13 protein-coding genes and 2 pseudogenes are annotated in these 17,668 nt (G+C 73.0%); 11 read left to right on the top strand and 4 right to left on the bottom strand.

What is annotated here, in order from left to right:
* The first annotated feature begins 192 nt into the window (after nucleotides 1-192).
* The 7 genes from ACZ6EJ_RS02360 (at nucleotide 193) to ACZ6EJ_RS02330 (ending at nucleotide 11,386) form a co-directional block, all read left to right on the top strand.
* Nucleotides 193-1,368, top strand: coding sequence for a sensor histidine kinase (locus ACZ6EJ_RS02360; RefSeq protein ID WP_469263928.1), 1,176 nt, complete (start codon nucleotides 193-195; stop codon nucleotides 1,366-1,368).
* A 401-nt stretch (nucleotides 1,369-1,769) separates the two neighbouring features.
* Nucleotides 1,770-3,131, top strand: coding sequence for a sensor histidine kinase (locus ACZ6EJ_RS02355; protein ID WP_469263926.1), 1,362 nt, complete (start codon nucleotides 1,770-1,772; stop codon nucleotides 3,129-3,131).
* Between the two features lie 477 nt (nucleotides 3,132-3,608).
* A complete protein-coding gene (locus ACZ6EJ_RS02350; RefSeq protein WP_469263986.1) occupies nucleotides 3,609-4,268 on the top strand; it encodes a LuxR C-terminal-related transcriptional regulator in 660 nt (219 codons plus the stop codon).
* A 984-nt stretch (nucleotides 4,269-5,252) separates the two neighbouring features.
* Nucleotides 5,253-7,256 carry a 2-oxoacid:acceptor oxidoreductase subunit alpha gene (locus tag ACZ6EJ_RS02345; RefSeq protein ID WP_469263924.1) on the top strand — a complete coding sequence of 668 codons (2,004 nt, stop codon included), beginning with the start codon at nucleotides 5,253-5,255 and terminating at the stop codon, nucleotides 7,254-7,256.
* On the top strand, nucleotides 7,249-8,322 hold the full coding sequence (locus tag ACZ6EJ_RS02340) for a 2-oxoacid:ferredoxin oxidoreductase subunit beta (RefSeq protein ID WP_469263922.1): 1,074 nt from the start codon (nucleotides 7,249-7,251) through the stop codon (nucleotides 8,320-8,322). The genes ACZ6EJ_RS02345 and ACZ6EJ_RS02340 overlap by 8 nt, the downstream gene beginning before the upstream one ends.
* A gap of 331 nt (nucleotides 8,323-8,653) precedes the next feature.
* On the top strand, nucleotides 8,654-9,652 hold the full coding sequence (gene rarD, locus ACZ6EJ_RS02335) for an EamA family transporter RarD (RefSeq protein ID WP_469263920.1): 999 nt from the start codon (nucleotides 8,654-8,656) through the stop codon (nucleotides 9,650-9,652).
* Between the two features lie 60 nt (nucleotides 9,653-9,712).
* Nucleotides 9,713-11,386: an FAD-dependent monooxygenase gene (locus ACZ6EJ_RS02330; RefSeq protein ID WP_469263919.1), complete on the top strand. Its 1,674-nt coding sequence runs from the start codon at nucleotides 9,713-9,715 to the stop codon at nucleotides 11,384-11,386.
* Nucleotides 11,387-11,593: 207 nt separating this feature from the next.
* On the opposite strand, the gene ACZ6EJ_RS02325 is transcribed toward ACZ6EJ_RS02330, so the two are convergent.
* Both ACZ6EJ_RS02325 and ACZ6EJ_RS02320 read right to left on the bottom strand, forming a co-directional pair.
* Nucleotides 11,594-11,968 (bottom strand): hypothetical protein, encoded by a 375-nt coding sequence (locus ACZ6EJ_RS02325; RefSeq protein ID WP_469263918.1) that lies wholly within the window; start codon nucleotides 11,966-11,968, stop codon nucleotides 11,594-11,596.
* 97 nt (nucleotides 11,969-12,065) lie between these two features.
* Entirely contained in the window at nucleotides 12,066-12,698 is a 633-nt protein-coding gene (locus ACZ6EJ_RS02320; RefSeq protein WP_469263984.1) for a CGNR zinc finger domain-containing protein, read from the bottom strand.
* Between the two features lie 37 nt (nucleotides 12,699-12,735).
* Here ACZ6EJ_RS02320 and ACZ6EJ_RS02315 point away from each other — a divergent pair, with 37 nt between their 5' ends.
* Together ACZ6EJ_RS02315 and ACZ6EJ_RS02310 are read left to right on the top strand one after the other, a co-directional pair.
* Nucleotides 12,736-13,191, top strand: a complete 456-nt coding sequence (locus ACZ6EJ_RS02315) for a VOC family protein (RefSeq protein WP_469263916.1) — start codon at nucleotides 12,736-12,738, stop codon at nucleotides 13,189-13,191.
* Nucleotides 13,192-13,432: 241 nt separating this feature from the next.
* Nucleotides 13,433-13,984: pseudogene (locus ACZ6EJ_RS02310) on the top strand (DUF3291 domain-containing protein); the annotation flags it as partial.
* Nucleotides 13,985-14,138: 154 nt separating this feature from the next.
* Here the strand turns inward: ACZ6EJ_RS02310 and ACZ6EJ_RS02305 are convergent.
* Entirely contained in the window at nucleotides 14,139-14,711 is a 573-nt protein-coding gene (locus ACZ6EJ_RS02305) for a GNAT family N-acetyltransferase (protein ID WP_469263914.1), read from the bottom strand.
* 303 nt (nucleotides 14,712-15,014) lie between these two features.
* Here ACZ6EJ_RS02305 and ACZ6EJ_RS02300 point away from each other — a divergent pair, with 303 nt between their 5' ends.
* A complete protein-coding gene (locus ACZ6EJ_RS02300) occupies nucleotides 15,015-15,602 on the top strand; it encodes a hypothetical protein (protein ID WP_469263913.1) in 588 nt (195 codons plus the stop codon).
* A gap of 526 nt (nucleotides 15,603-16,128) precedes the next feature.
* The gene (locus ACZ6EJ_RS02295) at nucleotides 16,129-16,791 is read left to right on the top strand and encodes a hypothetical protein (RefSeq protein WP_469263911.1); all 663 of its coding nucleotides are present in this window, start codon (nucleotides 16,129-16,131) and stop codon (nucleotides 16,789-16,791) included.
* Between the two features lie 475 nt (nucleotides 16,792-17,266).
* Here ACZ6EJ_RS02295 and ACZ6EJ_RS02290 read toward each other — a convergent pair.
* Nucleotides 17,267-17,668 (bottom strand): annotated as a pseudogene (locus ACZ6EJ_RS02290) (hypothetical protein); the annotation flags it as partial.

The following is a 17,668-nucleotide window of genomic DNA, read 5'->3' as shown; positions in this document are numbered from 1 at the left end:
TGTCACACCGGCCACGTCCGCCCCTCGTTCCCTCGTCGCCCGCCGCCTGTCCCATATCTGTACGGACGGGAGTCTAGGGCCTGTTAAACGGAGCGTAAGCAGCCGCGTCGGTCATCAGGTGGGGTTATCCCTACTCCACCCCCTCCCACGAGCCCCATGGTGTGCGCGGTCACGGCCCGGCAGGCTGTCGGTATGACCATGACCCCCTCCCCGGCGGAACCCGACCGACTGCCCCCCGCCCGCTTCGCACTCGACCGGTGGACCTGGCGGGAGATCGCCTACCTACTTGCCAACCTTCCGGTGGCGGTCGTCGGGTTCGTCTGCACGGTCTCCGTGATCGCGGTCGGCGCGGGCCTGTCGCTCACGGTGGTCGGTCTTCCCCTGCTCGTCGGCGGGCTCGGGGTCGCCCGGCTGCTGGGCAGGGTGGAGCGCGGGCGGGCACGGTCGATCCTCGGCGTGCGGGTGGACGAGCCGAGTCCGTTGGCGCGTTCCCATCGGGGCGAGGGGGTCTTCACCCGGTTGTGGGCCGGGCTCAGGGACCCGGTGGGCTGGCGGTGCCTGCTGTACGGGTTCATACGTCTGCCGTGGGGGGTGCTGACGTTCGCGCTGACGCTGGTGAGCCTGTTCGTTCTGTGGCCGGTGCTCCCCTTCATCACGCGCGGGCTGACGGCGGTGGACCGGGCGATGGTCCGGGGGCTGCTCTCGCCCTCGGACGAGTTGGAGCGGCGGATCGCGGAGCTGGAGTCGGACCGGGGGGTGGTGGTGGACACCGCCGCCGCCGACCTGCGCCGCATCGAACGCGACCTCCACGACGGCGCCCAGGCCCGCCTGGTCGCCCTCGCCATGGGGCTCGGGCTGGCGAAGGAGAAGCTGGTGGACGATCCGGAAGCGGCGACCCGGATGGTGGAGGAGGCGCACGGCGAGGTGAAGGTCGCCCTCCAGGAGCTGCGCGACCTGGCCCGCGGCATCCACCCCGCCGTCCTCACCGACCGCGGCCTGGACGCCGCCCTCTCCTCCATAGCCTCCCGCTGCACCGTTCCCGTCGCGGTCTCGGTCGAGCTGGCCGGACGGCCGGCGGAGGCGATCGAGGGGATCGCCTATTTCACCGTCTCGGAACTCCTCCAGAACGTCAGCAAGCACAGCGGTGCGCGGACCGCCTCCGTCGAGGTGTGGCGCACGGCAGACCGGCTGATGCTCCAGGTCACGGACGACGGGCGGGGCGGGGCGCGGTTGGACGGCGGCGGTACGGGGTTGGCGGGGCTCGCCGAGCGGCTGGACGCGGTGGACGGGGTGTTCGTCCTCGTGTCGCCCGAGGGCGGACCGACGACCGTCACCGCCGAGTTGCCCTGGCGCGACCGGGCCTCCTGAGCGCGCCGACGCCCTGGCCGGCCCGTCGAAGCCGGTCTGCGGGGCTGCGCGGTCGGCCTGCGGGGGGTGCGCGGTCGGCCCGCGACGGGTGAGCCGGACTCCGGGATGGGCTGCGCGGCGGCCCGCGGAGGCACGGGACGGCCCACGGGAACACGGGGCGGCCCACCGGGGGGCCGCCCACGGGGGGTGGGGAAAACCCCCCGTCGCATACGGAGAAGAGCCTCATGGTGCGGAAGTCGGCCGAGCAGCACCCTTGAGGGAGAACGGTTCGCGGCGAAGGTCCGCGGCGAGGGACCACCACCAGCGCCTTCCCGGCGCGGGTGCGACCACCACCGGCACCGCGGCAGGCTCCGACGCACAGCCCGCTGAGAGACTGGACAGAGACGGAACGGACGGCATTCATGGCCACGGTATACGGACCGGACACACGGGACCGGGACCCCTTCGGTCCCGGCGCCGGTCGCGGGGCGAAGGCCCCGGCGAAGCATTTTCTCCCGGCACTGCTGCGGGCGCCGCTGGAGGCCCGTGCCTGGCGTGAACTCCTCTACGCGCTGCTGAGCTTCCCGCTCAGCACGGCGATGTTCGTCTTCGCGGTCGCCATGACGTCGATGAGCGCCGGCCTGCTGATCACCTTCATCGGGATTCCGGTGCTGGCCGCCGGTCTGGCCGTCTGCCGTGGGTTCGGCGCGCTGGAGCGGCAGCGGGCGCGGACGCTGCTGAAGGTGGAGGTGGCGAACCCGGCGCCCGTGCGGGCCGCGTCCGGCGGGCCGATGGCGTGGATGGGCGCGATCCTCAAGAGCGGGGTGTCCTGGCGGCATCTGCTGTACACGCTGCTGCACTTCCCGTGGTCCGTGTTCACCTTCACGGTCTCGGTGACGTTCTGGACGTACGGTCTCGCGGCGCTGACGTACCCGCTGTGGCACTGGATCTTCCCCGCCTTCGTGGGCAGCGGCGGCATCCAGCTCTACGGCGACCGCAACCACCAGGAGTATCTGGACTCCCCCGCCGAGCTGGCGATGACCGCGGCGGTCGGCCTGGCGCTGGTGCTGGCGTCGCCGTGGATCGTGCGGGGTCTGCTGACGGTGGACCGGCTCATGGTGACCGGGCTGCTCGGCCCGTCCCGGTTGGCGAACCGGGTCTCCGAGCTGGAGTCGGACCGGGGGGTGGTGGTGGACACCGCCGCCGCCGACCTGCGCCGCATCGAACGCGACCTCCACGACGGCGCCCAGGCCCGCCTGGTCGCCCTCGCCATGGACCTCGGGCTGGCGAAGGAGAAGCTCACCGACGACCCGGAGGCCGCCGCGCGCATGGTGGAGGAGGCGCACGGCGAGGTGAAGGTCGCCCTCCAGGAGCTGCGCGACCTGGCCCGCGGCATCCACCCCGCCGTCCTCACCGACCGCGGCCTGGACGCCGCCCTCTCCTCCATAGCCTCCCGCTGCACCGTCCCGGTGAAGGTCCAGGTGGACCTGGACGCCCGCCCCGCACAGGCCATCGAGGGAATCGCGTATTTCACCGTCTCGGAACTCCTCCAGAACATCAGCAAGCACTCCGGTGCGATACGGGCCGCGGTCGATGTGTGGCGCACGGCCGACCGGCTGATGCTCCAGGTCACGGACGACGGGCGGGGCGGGGCCTCGGTCTCCGCGGGCGGCGGGCTGGCCGGGTTGACGGAGCGGCTGGACGCGGTGGACGGAGTCCTCGTGGTCGACTCCCCGCCCGGCGGCCCGACGACGGTCACCGCCGAGCTGCCCTGGCGAGGCTGATCCACCAAGAGCCGCCTTCGCCGGAGGCCCAGCCCCCGTACCCGACCTGGACCGGCTCTCGCCCCCGTACCCGTCCGGCTCCGGGCGGGTACGGGGGCGGGCACCGCCCCTCCCTCACACCCGGCGGGCCCGGCCGGCGGCCCGCCCGACAGGCCCGCACCGGCCCCCGGCGGGCGCCTCCCGCTATGGCGCCCCGGCGCCGCGCTCTGGTGCCGCGCTCCCCGTCGCCGCGCCCTGCTCCGGCACCGTGCCGGCAAGCCCTCCGGAGCATTCCGGACCTCCCGATGCTCCAGAGGCAGAGGAAGGGCCTCCGCTTGTGTGCGGCACGTGCCGCGGCACGTTATCCACAGGGCCCGCGCTCGCCTTCTGGTCCTGGGATGCTGGGGCGGGTCGGGCGCGGTGCGCGCAAGGGCGCGGAGAGCGCGGAATCAGCGGAACAGTGGGGGAAGCGTCGTCGTGGAGAACGTGGAGAACAGAGTGCGTGTGGTCATCGCCGAGGATTCGGTACTGCTTCGGGAAGGGCTCACCCGCCTGCTCACCGATCTCGGGCACGACGTGATCGCGGGCGTCGGGGATGCCGAGGCGCTGCTCAAGACCCTGGCGGATCTCGACGGCCAGCAGTCGTTGCCGGATGTGGTGGTGGCCGACGTACGGATGCCGCCGACGCACACGGACGAGGGCGTGCGGGCGGCCGTCCGGCTGCGGAAGGACTATCCGGGCATCGGAGTGCTGGTCCTCTCGCAGTATGTGGAGGAGCAGTACGCCACCGAGCTGCTCGCGGGCAGCAGCCGGGGGATCGGGTATCTGCTGAAGGACCGGGTGGCCGAGGTCCGCGAGTTCGTGGACGCGGTCGTACGGGTGGCCCAGGGCGGCACGGCGTTGGACCCGGAAGTGGTGGCGCAGTTGCTGGGCCGCAGCCGTAAGCAGGACGTGCTGGCGGGGCTGACGCCGCGCGAGCGCGAGGTCCTCGGTCTGATGGCCGAGGGCCGGACGAACTCGGCTGTCGCCCGGCAGCTCGTGGTGAGCGACGGAGCGGTGGAGAAGCACGTCAGCAACATCTTCCAGAAGCTGGGGCTCTCACCCAGCGACGGAGACCACCGACGCGTCCTCGCCGTGCTCACCTACCTCAAGTCCTGACGCAGGGCCTCCGGACACCAGCAATCCGGCGGCCCGGCCTCCCGGACGCCCGGCCTCCGGAAGTCTGGCCTCGGGGTGCCCGGCCTCCCGGACACCCGGCCCCCGTCGCCCAGCCTCCCGGACACCCGGCCCCCGTCGCCCGGTATCGCGGTGCCCGGCCTCCCGGCGTCCAGCCTCCGGGCACCGGGCCCAACCGGCACCCAGCCTCCGGACTCCCGGCCGACCAGCTCCCGACCTCTCCGACGCCACTTGCACTTCCGGCGTCCGACTCCTCCGGGTGTCTGGCGCCCTGTCCGGCACGCGGAGGTGCACCGGAGCGCGCGCGTCCCATGGGAGCGTTCCGGGAGCGCTCCGGAGGCATACGGGTGTCCGGCGGGCCTCGGTGGGGCACCTCTGCACGGGGGAGGACACGAGCCGACCGGGCCGAGGCAGGAGCCAGACGCAGGAGGCAGACGCAGGAGGCAGTCGAGAAACGGACGAGCGACGACCACGAGGCTGGCGGGAAGCGGGCGCGAGGCGGACGGGCGAGAAGGCCCGCGAGGCGGACGACGGAAGCGACCGCGAGGCGTCCGGGGCGAGGACAGGCACGAGGAAGGCCGAGGAGCGGAACCCAGGCCCAGGACCCGAGACCCGAGCCCAGGACCAGTGGCCCGAGGCCAGGGGCCAGGGGCCAGGGGCCAGGGGCCAGGGGCCAGGGACCAGGGGCCCGAAGCGGACCACGGACCACGGACCACGGACCGAGACCCGAGGCCAGGCATCAGAACCATGGGCCACAGGCCAGGGCCTGCGGCCGCCGCGAAACGTCGCCTTCTCACAAACGGGGGGCCTGCACAACATGGCTAAACCGGCCAATAAGGCGTCTCAAAATGGTGTCCACCATATGATTGATCCGGGGAGACTGACCCGCGCGGACGTAGGGTGGCCCCTGGGGTCGCCGGCTGGCCGGACGGTCCCGAACCGCCGCCCCAAGGGAGGTCCAGTTCAGTGACGAGCCAGGTCAGTAGCGCGGCAGAGACGGCCGACGAGGCCAACGACGCCGTCCTCGGAGGCCAGCGCGCCCCCGAGTCAGGTACGACGGGAACCGAGGGCGGCGACGGGAAAGAGGTCCGCCGCCTGGACCGGGTGGTCATCCGCTTCGCGGGCGACTCGGGTGACGGTATGCAGCTCACGGGTGACCGGTTCACCTCGGAGACGGCTTCCTTCGGCAACGATCTGTCCACCCTGCCGAACTTCCCCGCCGAGATCCGTGCCCCCGCCGGCACCCTTCCGGGAGTCTCCTCCTTCCAGCTCCACTTCGCCGATCACGACATCCTCACCCCCGGCGACGCCCCGAACGTCCTGGTCGCGATGAACCCGGCCGCGCTGAAGGCGAACATCGCCGACGTGCCGCGCGGCGCGGAGGTCATCGTGAACACGGACGAGTTCACGAAGCGGCCGATGGCGAAGGTGGGATACGCGACCAGTCCGCTGGAGGACGGTTCGCTGGATGCCTACAACGTCCACCCGGTGCCGCTCACGACGCTGACGATCGAGGCGCTGAAGGACTTCGGGCTCCCCCGCAGGGAGGCCGAGCGGTCGAAGAACATGTTCGCGCTGGGGCTGCTGTCCTGGATGTACCACCGGCCGACCGAGGGGACGGAGGCGTTCCTGCGGCGGAAGTTCGCGAAGAAGCCGCAGATCGCCGAGGCGAACGTGGCGGCCTTCCGCGCCGGGTGGAATTTCGGCGAGACCACCGAGGACTTCGCCGTCTCCTACGAGGTCGCCCCGGCCTCCCAGGCGTTCCCGACCGGCACCTACCGCAACATCTCGGGGAACCTCGCCCTGTCGTACGGGCTGATCGCCGCCGGGCGCCTCGCGGACCTGCCGATCTACCTGGGCTCGTATCCGATCACCCCGGCCTCGGACATCCTGCACGAGTTGTCCCGGCACAAGAACTTCGGCGTGCGGACCTTCCAGGCCGAGGACGAGATCGCCGGCATCGGCGCGGCGCTCGGCGCGGCGTTCGGCGGTGCGCTCGGCGTCACGACGACCTCCGGGCCGGGTGTGGCCCTGAAGTCGGAGACGATCGGGCTCGCGGTGTCGCTGGAGTTGCCTCTGCTGATCGTCGACATCCAGCGCGGCGGCCCCTCGACCGGGCTGCCGACCAAGACCGAGCAGGCCGATCTGCTCCAGGCGATGTACGGGCGGAACGGCGAGGCCCCCGTCCCGATCGTGGCCCCGCGCACCCCCGCCGACTGCTTCGACGCCGCCATCGACGCGGCGCGGATCGCGTTGACCTACCGGACGCCGGTCTTCCTGCTCTCGGACGGGTATCTCGCCAACGGCTCCGAGCCCTGGCGGATTCCGGAGACGGACAGCTTGCCCGACCTCCGGGTGCGGTTCGCGTCGGGCCCGAACCACACGCTGGCCGACGGCACCGAGGTGTTCTGGCCGTACAAGCGCGACCCGCACACCCTGGCCCGTCCGTGGGCCGTCCCCGGTACGCCCGGTCTCGAACACCGTATCGGCGGCATCGAGAAGCAGGACGGCACCGGCAACATCTCCTACGACCCGGCCAACCACGACCTCATGGTCCGCACCCGGCAGGCCAAGGTCGACGGCATCGAGGTCCCGGACCTCCAGGTCGACGACCCCTCCGCCGACTCCCGGCTCCGCACGGAGGGGGACGGCGCCGCCGCGGCCCGCACGCTGGTGATCGGCTGGGGTTCGACGTACGGGCCGATCACCGCCGCCGTACGCCGTCTGCGCGCCGAGGGCCTGCCCATCGCCCAGGCCCATCTGCGCCACCTCAACCCCTTCCCGAAGAATCTCGGCGAGGTGCTGAAGCGCTACGACAGGGTCGTGGTGCCGGAGATGAACCTCGGCCAGCTCGCGATGCTGCTGCGGGCGAAGTACCTGGTGGACGCGCACAGCTTCAACCAGGTCAACGGAATGCCGTTCAAGGCGGAACAGCTCGCCACGGCTCTCAAGGAGGCCATCGATGCCTGACACGGGGGAACTGCTCCACAACGACTTGTTGCAGTTGGTGCCGAAGGCCGAAGCCAAGCAGTCCATGAAGGACTTCAAGTCCGACCAGGAGGTGCGCTGGTGCCCCGGCTGCGGTGACTACGCCGTCCTCGCCGCGGTCCAGGGCTTCATGCCGGAGCTGGGGCTGGCCAAGGAGAACATCGCCTTCGTCTCCGGCATCGGCTGCTCCTCCCGCTTCCCGTACTACATGAACACCTACGGGATGCACTCCATCCACGGCCGCGCGCCCGCCATCGCCACCGGGCTCGCCACCTCCCGCCGGGACCTGTCGGTGTGGGTGGTCACCGGTGACGGCGACGCGCTCTCCATCGGCGGCAACCACCTCATCCACGCCCTGCGCCGCAACGTCAACCTGAAGATCCTGCTGTTCAACAACCGGATCTACGGGCTGACGAAGGGGCAGTACAGCCCCACCTCCGAGCTGGGCAAGATCACCAAGTCGACGCCGATGGGCTCGCTCGACGCGCCCTTCAACCCGGTGTCCCTGGCCATCGGCGCGGAGGCGACGTTCGTCGCGCGGACGGTCGACTCCGACCGCAAGCACCTCACCGGCGTGCTGCGCGCGGCGGCCGAGCACCCCGGCACGGCACTGGTGGAGATCTACCAGAACTGCAACATCTTCAACGACGGCGCCTTCGAGGTCCTCAAGGACAAGGAGCAGGCGACCGAGGCGGTGATCCGGCTGGAACACGGGCAGCCGATCCTCTTCGGCTCCGAGGGCTCCAAGGGCGTCGTCCGGGACCCCGCCACCGGGGACCTGAAGGTCGTCGCCGTCACCGACGAGAACCGCGCCCAGGTCCTCGTCCACGACGCCCACGCCGACTCCCCCACCACGGCGTTCGCGCTGTCCCGGCTGGCCGACGCCGACACTCTGCACCACACCCCCATCGGGGTGCTGCGGGACGTCGAGCGGCCCGTCTACGACACCCTGATGTCCGACCAGTTGGAGACCGCCGTGGACCGCGACGGCAAGGGCGACCTCGGTGCGCTCCTCGCCGGGAACGACACCTGGACGGTCATCGGCTGACCGCCCGCCGCCCGACCCTCCCGGCCGGGAGGCGTCACGGAATCGAGGGCCCGGACCCGACCCTCCAGGGGATCGGGACCGGGCCCCCGTGCGTCCGCCCCGCCCCCGGCTCCGGACCCGTCGCACACCCCGCCCCGCCCTCCCTTCACACGGATCCGGGCCCTCGTGAGTCCCGACCCGGTTCCGGGCCCCTCGCACGCCCCCGCCGGAACCGGGCCGCACGCACGACTGTCATGAGCGTCCTGCTGAAACGGCTATGACAGAAGGCCCTCCCGGCGTTACCGTCATGCCCGTCGGCACATCCGCCGGCGCCAGCACGTCGGGAGGGCCCGTGAAGGGGAAGAACGAGCAGCGGGCCGGCCTGCTGTACGGATACGGCGCGTACGGCATGTGGGGCCTGGTCCCGCTGTTCTGGCCGCTGCTGAAACCGTCCGGGGCGATCGAGATCCTGGCCCACCGGATGGTCTGGTCGCTCGGCGTCGTCGGGGTCGCCCTGCTCGTGACGCGCCACTGGGCGTGGGTCGGCGGGCTGGTCCGGGACCGGCGCAAGCTGGGGCTGATAGCGGTCGCGGCGGCGACGATCACGGTCAACTGGGGGCTGTACATCTGGGCCGTGAACAACGGCCAGGTCGTCGAGGCGTCGCTCGGCTACTTCATCAACCCGTTGGTCACCATCGCCATGGGCGTCCTGCTGCTGGGCGAACGGCTGCGGCCCGTGCAGTGGATCGCGGTCGCCACGGGCCTGCTCGCCGTCCTGGTCCTGGCGATCGGGTACGGCCGGCCGCCGTGGATCTCGTTGGTGCTGGCGTCCTCCTTCGCCACGTACGGCCTGGTGAAGAAGAAGGTGGACATGGGCGGCCTGGAGTCCCTGGCCGCCGAGACCGCCGTCCTGTTCCTGCCCGCGCTCGGCTTCCTGCTCTGGCTCTCGGCCACCGGCGCGTCCACGTTCACCGCCGGGGGCGCGGGGCACGGGGTGCTGCTGGCGGCGACGGGCATCGTCACGGCGGTCCCGCTGATCTGCTTCGGCGCGGCGGCGGTGCGGGTGCCGCTGTCCACGCTGGGGCTGCTCCAGTACCTGGCGCCGGTCTTCCAGTTCGCGCTGGGCATCCTCTACTTCCACGAGGCGATGCCGCCGGAGCGGTGGGCCGGGTTCGCCCTGGTCTGGCTGGCATTGTCGCTGCTGACCTGGGACGCCTTGCGTGCCGCGCGGCGCAACCGGGCCCTGGCGGTGAAGCTGCTGGCGGCGAGTGCGGGCGGACCGGCCCCCGCGACCCCGGAAGCCGCCGACGCGCACACCCCGCTCCCGACGCCCCAGCAAAAGATTACCTAGTTGCTTTTCTTACTCGGTTACGTTTTCCTGGTCCTCCGGGCACGTGACCGAGGGAGCGGCATGAGCGACGACGGCGTACTCATCGTGGGCGCGGGGCCCACCGGACTGGTGCTGGCCTGCGATCTGGCGCGGCGGGGCGTGGCCGTGCGGATCGTGGACCGGTCGCCCGCACCGCCGCGCACCTCACGCGCCAAGGGCCCCAACGCCCGGTCGATGGAGGTCCTGGACGATCTCGGGGTGGTCGACGAGGTGCTGGCCGCCGGTTCGGCCCCGCTGCCGATGCTGAAGTACCGCGACCGCCTCCCCGTCGCGGAGGCCGATCCGTGGGCGGGTTCGGCCCCGACGCCGGACGCCCCGTACGACCGGGGGCGGTTGATCGCCCAGTGGCGGCTGGAGGAGATCCTGCGCGGGCGGTTGGCCGGGTACGGCGTCCGGGTGGAGCTGGGCCGCGAGGTGGTGGGCCTGGCCGGGGGCGCGGGCGGCGGGGACCCGGTCACCGTGGCGTTCGCGGAGGGGCCGGCGGCGCGGGCGCGGTACGTCGTCGGGTGCGACGGGGCCCACAGCTCCGTGCGCAAGCTGCTCGGGATCGGGTTCGGGGGGACGACCGCCGAGGACCAGGTGATGGTCTGCGGTGACGTCGAGCTGGCCGAGGGCGTCCTGGACCGCGGCCGCTGGCACCAGTGGTTCGACGAGGACGGGGCGGTGATGCTCTGCCCGATCCCCGGTACGCGGGCGGGCTGGTGGTTCCAGGCGGGGCCCGAGCGGGACGGGCGGGGGCGGCCGCTCGCGCCCTCCGCCGACGGGTTCCGGCGGCTGTTCGCCCACCACACCGGGCTGCCCGGCCGCCACCTCGTCCGGGCCGAGCTGCTGTCGACGTACCGGGTCAACGTGCGGATGGCGGACCGTTTCCGCGCGGGGCGCGTCCTGCTCGCCGGGGACGCGGCGCATGTGCACGCCGTCGCGGGCGGGCTGGGGATGAACACGGGCATCCAGGACGCGTTCAACCTGGGCTGGAAGCTGGGCCTGGTCCTCGCGGGCCGGGCGGACCCGGAGCTGCTGGACACCTACGAGGAGGAGCGGCTGCCGGTGGCCGCCCGGACGCTCGACCTCACCTCCGAGCGCCTGCGGGCCACGCTGGAGGCGATCCGCCGGCCCGGCGGCGGCCTGGACGCGGCGATCACCCCGGACACGACCGGGCTGGGCATCGGCTACCGGTGGAGCTCCCTGGCCGTACACCCCGCGGAGCCCGCCGCCCACGCCGTGCGCCCCGGCGCCCCCGCCGATCCGCGCCCCGGCGACCGTGCGCCGGACGCCCCCTGCCGGGAGGCCGCGACCGGGGCCCGCACCCGCCTGCACCGCGTCTTCGCGGGCCCCCGCACCACGGTCCTCGGATTCGGTCCCGGCAGCGCGGAGGCCCTGCGCGCGGTGGCCGCCGCGTACGGCGGGGCGGGGGTGCGGGCCTGCCGGGTGTACGCGGCGCGGGAGGACCGGGCCGGGGCGGAGCCGGGTGCGGTGGTCGACGACCGGGGGCACGCGGCGACGGCGTACGGAATCGGTGGTCCCGGTTCCGGCTCGGCGGTCACGGGCGCCCTGGTGGTCGTCCGGCCCGACCACCACGTGGGCGTCCGCGCCCCGGCGGACGACGTCCGCTCCGTACGGGCGTACCTGCGCCGGCTGTACGGGGCGGGGCGCACCGGTGACGGACCGGTCCCCACGGTGGACGCCGCGCGGTGAAGGCCGATGGAGCGCCCGGATGGGGACGGTGCCGGGGGCCGTGCGGAAGGCGCGGGGGCACGCGTCGCGACACGCGTACGGCTCCGCGCCCCAGGCTCCCGGCGTCCTCTCGCGGATCGCGTGGGGGATCCCGCGCATCGGAGACCGTACGGACACCCCGCCCGAGCGCCCGTGCAGGGCAGCGGTCGGACCGGACTCGACGCGAGGTCAGCCGCGCCGGTCCTCGACGTGCAGGACGTGCGGTTCGGTGCCGTCCCGGTGGCGCTTGGACCGGCCCAGCAGCCCGACCTCGAGCTGCGACGGATCACGGGGCTCGTCGGGGCCGACATAGGTGAGGACGTCGTCATGGTGCCCGGTGACGACCCACCCCTCCACGTCCTGGAGGTCGATCACCCCGAAGTCGCCGGCCGAGGACCCGCTGCGCACCGGACCGAACGTGCCCAGTATCCCGGTGGCCTGTTCGGCGAGGTCGCCCTCCGGGGCGGTCAGCACGACGCACGTGCCGTGCTCGAACAGCACCCAGGATTTATGGGGGTCGGCGAGTATCCGCCGCCAGACGTCAATCAGCGAGTCGGCATTCATGGCGTCATCATGCCGAAGGGCACTGACACCGGGCCGCGTCCGACGGAAGCCTTCCGAACCCGCGCGCCGGCGGACCCGAGGGCCGCCGCGCCGGCCCTCACCGTGTGCGGCCTTCCTCGCGGGCGCGGTGGGCGCGGACCTTGTGGCGGTTGCCGCAGCGTTCCATGGAGCACCAGCGGCGTTTGCCGGGGCGGGAGGTGTCGACGAAGAGCAGGCGGCAGTCGTGCGCGGCGCAGGTGCGGACGCGGTGGGCGTGCGCGCCGGTGAGCAGGTCGATCGCGTCGCGGGCGACGGTGGACAGCAGGTGGGACCCGGTGCCGCCGGGCGCCCACGCGCGGTCGCCGCCGCCCGTCAACCGGGCTCCCAGGGGGGCGGGTTCCGCCGCCGCGTTGACGGTGGCGAGGTCCGCCGCGCCGGGCCGCCGGGCCCGCACGTGGTCCTCCGTCAGCCGCCACAGCGCGTCGCGCAGAGCGCGCGCGGCCGCCACCTCGGCCGCGCTCACGGCGAGGTCGAGCCCGTCCGGCAGACGGCTCTCGTCCGCCCAGCGCTCCAGGTCGCGCGGCCCGTGCAGCACCTCGAAACGGGCCAGCGGGCCAGGACCGCCGGTGACCAGCAACTCCAGGCACAGCGCGCCCGGATCGAACCGGAACGAGCTGCCGTCCGGGTGGCGCAGCAGCAGCCCGGCGGGCGTCGGCCGCTCCACCGGGGCCCTCGGCGCCGGCGCGTCCATTGCGTCTCCGCTCATGTAACCAGTATAAACGGTTTCCATGACGCAGACCCTTTCCTGGAAGCTCGTGATCGACAGCGCCGACCCGCACGCCCAAGCGGGCTTCTGGGCCGAGGCCCTGGGCTATCTCATCGAGGACAACAGCCCCCTGATCGAGCAGTTGCTCGCGGCCGGGGCGGCCCCGGAGTCCGCCACGACCCGCGCCCACGGCCGCCGCGCCTGGCTCGACCTCGCGGCGGCCCGCCACCCGGACGACCCGTACGACGCGACCAGCGGTGCGGGGTCGGGGCGGCGGCTGCTGTTCCAGCGGGTGCCGGAGCCCAAGACCGGGAAGAACCGCCTCCACATCGACGTCCACAGCGCCCCCGGCCGCCGCGACGCCGAGGCGGAACGGCTGGTGGGGCTCGGCGCTCGGGTGCTCCGCACGGTCGACGAGCCGGGCGGGAGCTGGCTCGTTCTCACGGACCCCGAGGGCAACGAGTTCTGCCTCAACTGAGCGGCTCGCGGGGTCCGTTCTCCGGGACGGGGAAGCCACGCGGGCGGGGAGAGCGCAACTTCGACACGGGCCGCGGGGGCGGCTACCTTCACCTCGTCCTCGGCGGCCGCCCCGGTCGCGGAGGAGTGCGCACAGGGCCGAGCCGCCCGCGACGGGACGCCGTACGCCACGCCCGCGCGCCTCGCCCCGTGCGCCGGCCATGGAGCCGGTCCGCCCCCGGCATCACCCAAGGAGAGACGCGTTGCCCCATCTCGCGCTGTACACCTTCGGCGTCCTGACGTCGCCTCTCGCCGACCCCGGCCCCCTCACGCGCGCACTCCAGGACAGCGGCGGGCCCGTCTACCGGCAGATCAGCCGACACCCCGGACACCTCGGCCACGCGGAGGCGGTGGACGGCGACCGGGGCGCACCCTTCGACGCGGACTGGGGGGCGTGGGGAGCGTTCGCGGTACCGACCTGGTACGCCAAGGGCCGTACGGCGGAGACCACCGCCCTGGCCGCGACCCTCTCCCTCTGGACCGACCGGCGCCCCGCCTTCGACGCCGTCTACACCGGTCCGCACCGGGCCGCGCTGAGCAGGCGCCACGACTGGTTCGAGAGGACGGGACACCCCACGCACGCGCTCTGGTGGGTCTCCGAGGGCGTGATACCCACCTGGCAGCACGGGGTCTCCCGGTTGGAACACCTCCACGCCCACGGTCCCGCGCCGCACGCCTTCACCTTCCGCGACGCTTTCGCCCCGGACGGGGCCCCGACCCGGATCACCGGCACCGGGACGGCGATCGACCAGGTCGGTCGACCAGGGTCGGTCGACCAGGCCGACCAGGTCGGGCAGCCCGGTCTCGGTCCTGCTTCGCGGACCTGGAACCGCAGGAGGCCCCGTCGTCGGAGCTCACAGGCATCGGCGTCTCCAGGTTGACGCACCGGGCCGGCCGCCGGCCGGCGGATCAGTCGAGGAAGAGACTCATGTACAGGGCAGTCTCCCCCTCGGACTCGGTGGCGCTGTAGAGGGAAGTGTCCAGGCCGCAGAAGGTGAAGCCCATGCGCTGGTAGGCGCGGATGGCTGGAGCGTTGATGTTGGTCACTTCCAGCCACACGTGCCCGGCACCGCGTTCCCGTGCCCAGTCGATCGCGTGGCTCATCAGTGTGCGCCCGATCCCCCGGCCCTGGTACGGACCGGCCACCTGGATATCGGTGATGACCAGCCGCCGGTTCCACGGCTCGTACCCCGTGTCGACATAGCCGCACACGCGTGCGCCGTCCAGCGCGACGAACCGGCGCTCGGCCTCCGACGTCTCACCGGCCTCGGGCTCGTCGTCGGGGAAGACCTTGTGAACGGGCGGGTCCAGCCGGGCGGGCCTGAGAGTGAACCCGTCCTTGGAGCCGACCACCTCGAAGACGGTGTCCGAGCTGAACTCGCCCTTGATGGCGGCGGACTTGTCCGTCTCGCTCACCGCCACGCGGTAGACGATCGCCTCCGCCGCCTCACGTTCGGCCGCTCCAGGGTCAGGTGGGATCACTCCCTCACCGTATCGGCCCGGTGCGCCACGGCGGCCGAGTCCAGCCCGCCGGCCGGACCACCGGCGGCAGACCTGCGTCGGCGGTCGAACGAGCCCGGCCGAACCAGGCAGGGAACACCCGACCGGTACGCGATGCCCGCCCGCGGGACGCCCCGCCGATCCTGCGCGAAGAATCCTGCGACAAGCCCATGACGCCAGGTCACGACGTGTCCGTGACGTCTCGCCGCACTTCCCCCGGGCGTCACGTCGGTGGATCGGGGCTTAGCCTCTGCGGTGTCACCTTGGGCAGCGAGAGGATCGTCCGTGTTCGACGAGCGGTTGGAAGAGTTCTCCCGACAGCGGCTGGGCGGGCGTCCCGTGCCGGAGGACGTGCGGGCGCTGGCGGCGGCGCAGTGGGAGGGGGTCGAGCACCCCTTCGCGCGGCTCGGCATCACCCTCCTGGAGCCCGATGCCCGGCACCCGCTGACCGACCACGACTACCTCACCGAGGCGGACCGCGCCGATCCGGACATCATGGCCAACTGCGCGGCGGCCGCGGAGATGGCCACGTGGCTGAAGGCCGTGGCCGAGGACGAGGACGGCAACTTCTACGGGTACTGGCTGCACCCCCGGCAGCGGGAGGACCAGCCCCCTCCGGTCGTCAAGGTCGACACGGAGTGGAGTTACTGGCCGTTGGGCGGGCGCACGTTCTCCGAAGCCTGTCTGTACGACCTCTCCGTCGAGGACGACGAGCTGTTCGCGGAGGTCGCCGCGGGGCTCGCGCGGCTGGGCGTCACCGTGCCCGCCCCGTCCCCCGCGGACCTCGACTTCCCGCCCGCCGACCCCGCCCCGGAGGACGTGCACGCGCTGCTCTACTCCGCCGAGCGGAAGAGGCTCGGGCTGTCGGAGTAGGGCGGGTCGCGGGGCCCGCATCCGCTGAGAGCCGCTGAGCCACGGTGATCACGGTGAGGGGCGTGAAGCCTCTCGGACGAACACTGGTCGGGGCGGGAGCGCATCGGGCATCGGGCATCGGCGGTGGCTCAATCGATGGTTTTGCCTGGGGGGCGTCACCGCTTCCGGTGATGCCCGCCTCTCGTCGGAGCCTGCGAGGCCGGACCGCCGCGGTACCGGTGGTGGCCTGATCCGCCACTGGAGGTCTGCACACAACCCACGAAAGCGGCCACGCACGGCCATCCGTCGTTCGAGGCCACCCTGGCGACGGCCTCGAACCGCGCCGCGGGTTGGCCGACGCGCGACGCCACGGCCGGCTCGCGCTCGAAGTGGCCGACGCATACGCCGTGTTCCACCGCACCGCACCACAGAGGCGGGCGCGCGGGCGGCGGGCCGTTGTCAGTGGTGTCTGGTGGAATGACAGGGCAAGGCTGACAGGGCCGCACACGCGTGCGGGACGCACGGGAACGAAGGGGTGCTCCGCGAGATGACCGACGACCGCGACCTGTGGAAACTGCTGACGTCCACGCCCTCCGCCGATCTGCGCCGCCGCGCCGCCATCGTCGACGCCGTGCGGCGGGGCGTCGACGGCTACCCGGAGGGCCGGACCCCCCGCTCGGCGGGGCCCGCCGCCCGGTACGCCTGGAACGACGGCGGGGGCCAGTCCACCGTCTGGTACTGGTTCCCCGACGGCCGCGCCCTGCTCACCGTCTTCGACCACGAGATCCGCCTGAATCTGCTGGCCGGACGCGAATACCGGGCCCAGCTCGCCCTGTACGACGGCGTCCCCGACGACCTCAAGCAGGTCGTCGTCGGCCAGCAGGAGACCTACGAGTCCAGGAACCTCACCGACCCCGCCACCGGTGCCACCGTGCTCGCCGCGAGCGGCGTGTTCTGGTACGACGGCGCGCGGTGGCACATAGCGGAGGGCGTGATCCGCGCCGCCGCCGAACACCAGGCCGCCACGGACGCGTTGCGGGATACGGGCTTCGCCTACTGCATGGGCCCCTACCTCCTGGGCAAGGACTTCACGCCCGCCCACGTCATCGCCCGTGGGGAGGAGAACGACTACGACGAGTTCGTCGACGACGACGGCGAACCCCTCGACTGGCGCGCCCTGATCAAGGACGCCTTCGCCCAACACGCCTGACGCCGGCCCTCCCGCCGCCCGGCACCCCCCAGCCCTCGATTCCCCCCAGTCCCCGGCACCCCCGGTCCTCTGCACCCCCCGGTCCTCTGCACCCCCCGGTCCTCGGTGAGCTCCCGAGTCCGCCGCCCCGGCGACCGGAGGCCCAGGGCCGGGGAGAGCCAAGCCCGGAGCCCGGGGGGAGCCCGAAGGCCGGAGTCCGGGGGCCGGGGGCCTGAGTCCGAGGGCTGAGGGCCGGGGGCCGGCGGTTGGGGAGCCCGCAGGCCGGAGGTCGGCCGGCAGGCTCCCGGCGAACGACACGGGCGCCGGCTCACTCCCCCGGTGTCCCACCGCCCTCGCCCCGGTCCTCGTCATCCCCGCCCCTCTCGCCCCCGCTCCTCTCGCCCTCGCTCCTGCCGCCCCCGCCCCGGCCCCGCTCGTCGCGGCTGCTCCCCTCCCCCTCGCTGTCGTCGTTCTCGTGGTCGGTCCGTCGGCTCAGGACCTCCTGGCGGATGCGCTCCGTCATCAGGTCCGCGAGCGGGTCCGTCACGTCCCAGGAGTGGGCGGCGGGGTGCCGGTCGTACAGGAAGCACGCCGATCCCTCCGTGACGGAGAGCCGGCGGATCACGGCCGGGCACGGCAGCAGTTCGGCGAAGCGGAACTTCCGGCGCGTGCCGGTGTCCGTCCAGAACATCCACAGGTCCCGCGGGGAGACCCGCGCGGCCGACCAGAGCTGGGCCGCGTGCTCGGTCTCCTCGCCGTGCTCGCCGAGTTCGCAGAGCAGGAAGTCGTCCAGGACGGGCGCGTCCACCTCCTGGCCGGGCGGCACGTCATCCAGGGACATGAGCGCGACGCGTGCGCCCATCGCGGGGAGTTCGGTGAAGGCGGTGCACTGCAACAC

This window comes from Streptomyces sp. NPDC041970, assembly GCF_055588985.1.
Note: the sequence above shows the minus strand (reverse complement) of the source record. Positions and strands in the feature narration are given on the sequence as shown.

Excerpts from the sequence above, each read along its gene's own strand:
- ACZ6EJ_RS02360 (WP_469263928.1), top strand. The coding sequence starts at position 193 with ATGACCATGACCCCCTCCCCGGCGGAACCCGACCGACTGCCCCCCGCC.
- ACZ6EJ_RS02355 (WP_469263926.1), top strand. The coding sequence starts at position 1,770 with ATGGCCACGGTATACGGACCGGACACACGGGACCGGGACCCCTTCGGT.
- ACZ6EJ_RS02340 (WP_469263922.1), top strand. The coding sequence starts at position 7,249 with ATGCCTGACACGGGGGAACTGCTCCACAACGACTTGTTGCAGTTGGTG.
- ACZ6EJ_RS02330 (WP_469263919.1), top strand. The coding sequence starts at position 9,713 with ATGAGCGACGACGGCGTACTCATCGTGGGCGCGGGGCCCACCGGACTG.
- ACZ6EJ_RS02325 (WP_469263918.1), bottom strand. The coding sequence starts at position 11,968 with ATGAATGCCGACTCGCTGATTGACGTCTGGCGGCGGATACTCGCCGAC.
- ACZ6EJ_RS02320 (WP_469263984.1), bottom strand. The coding sequence starts at position 12,698 with ATGGACGCGCCGGCGCCGAGGGCCCCGGTGGAGCGGCCGACGCCCGCC.
- ACZ6EJ_RS02315 (WP_469263916.1), top strand. The coding sequence starts at position 12,736 with ATGACGCAGACCCTTTCCTGGAAGCTCGTGATCGACAGCGCCGACCCG.
- ACZ6EJ_RS02295 (WP_469263911.1), top strand. The coding sequence starts at position 16,129 with ATGACCGACGACCGCGACCTGTGGAAACTGCTGACGTCCACGCCCTCC.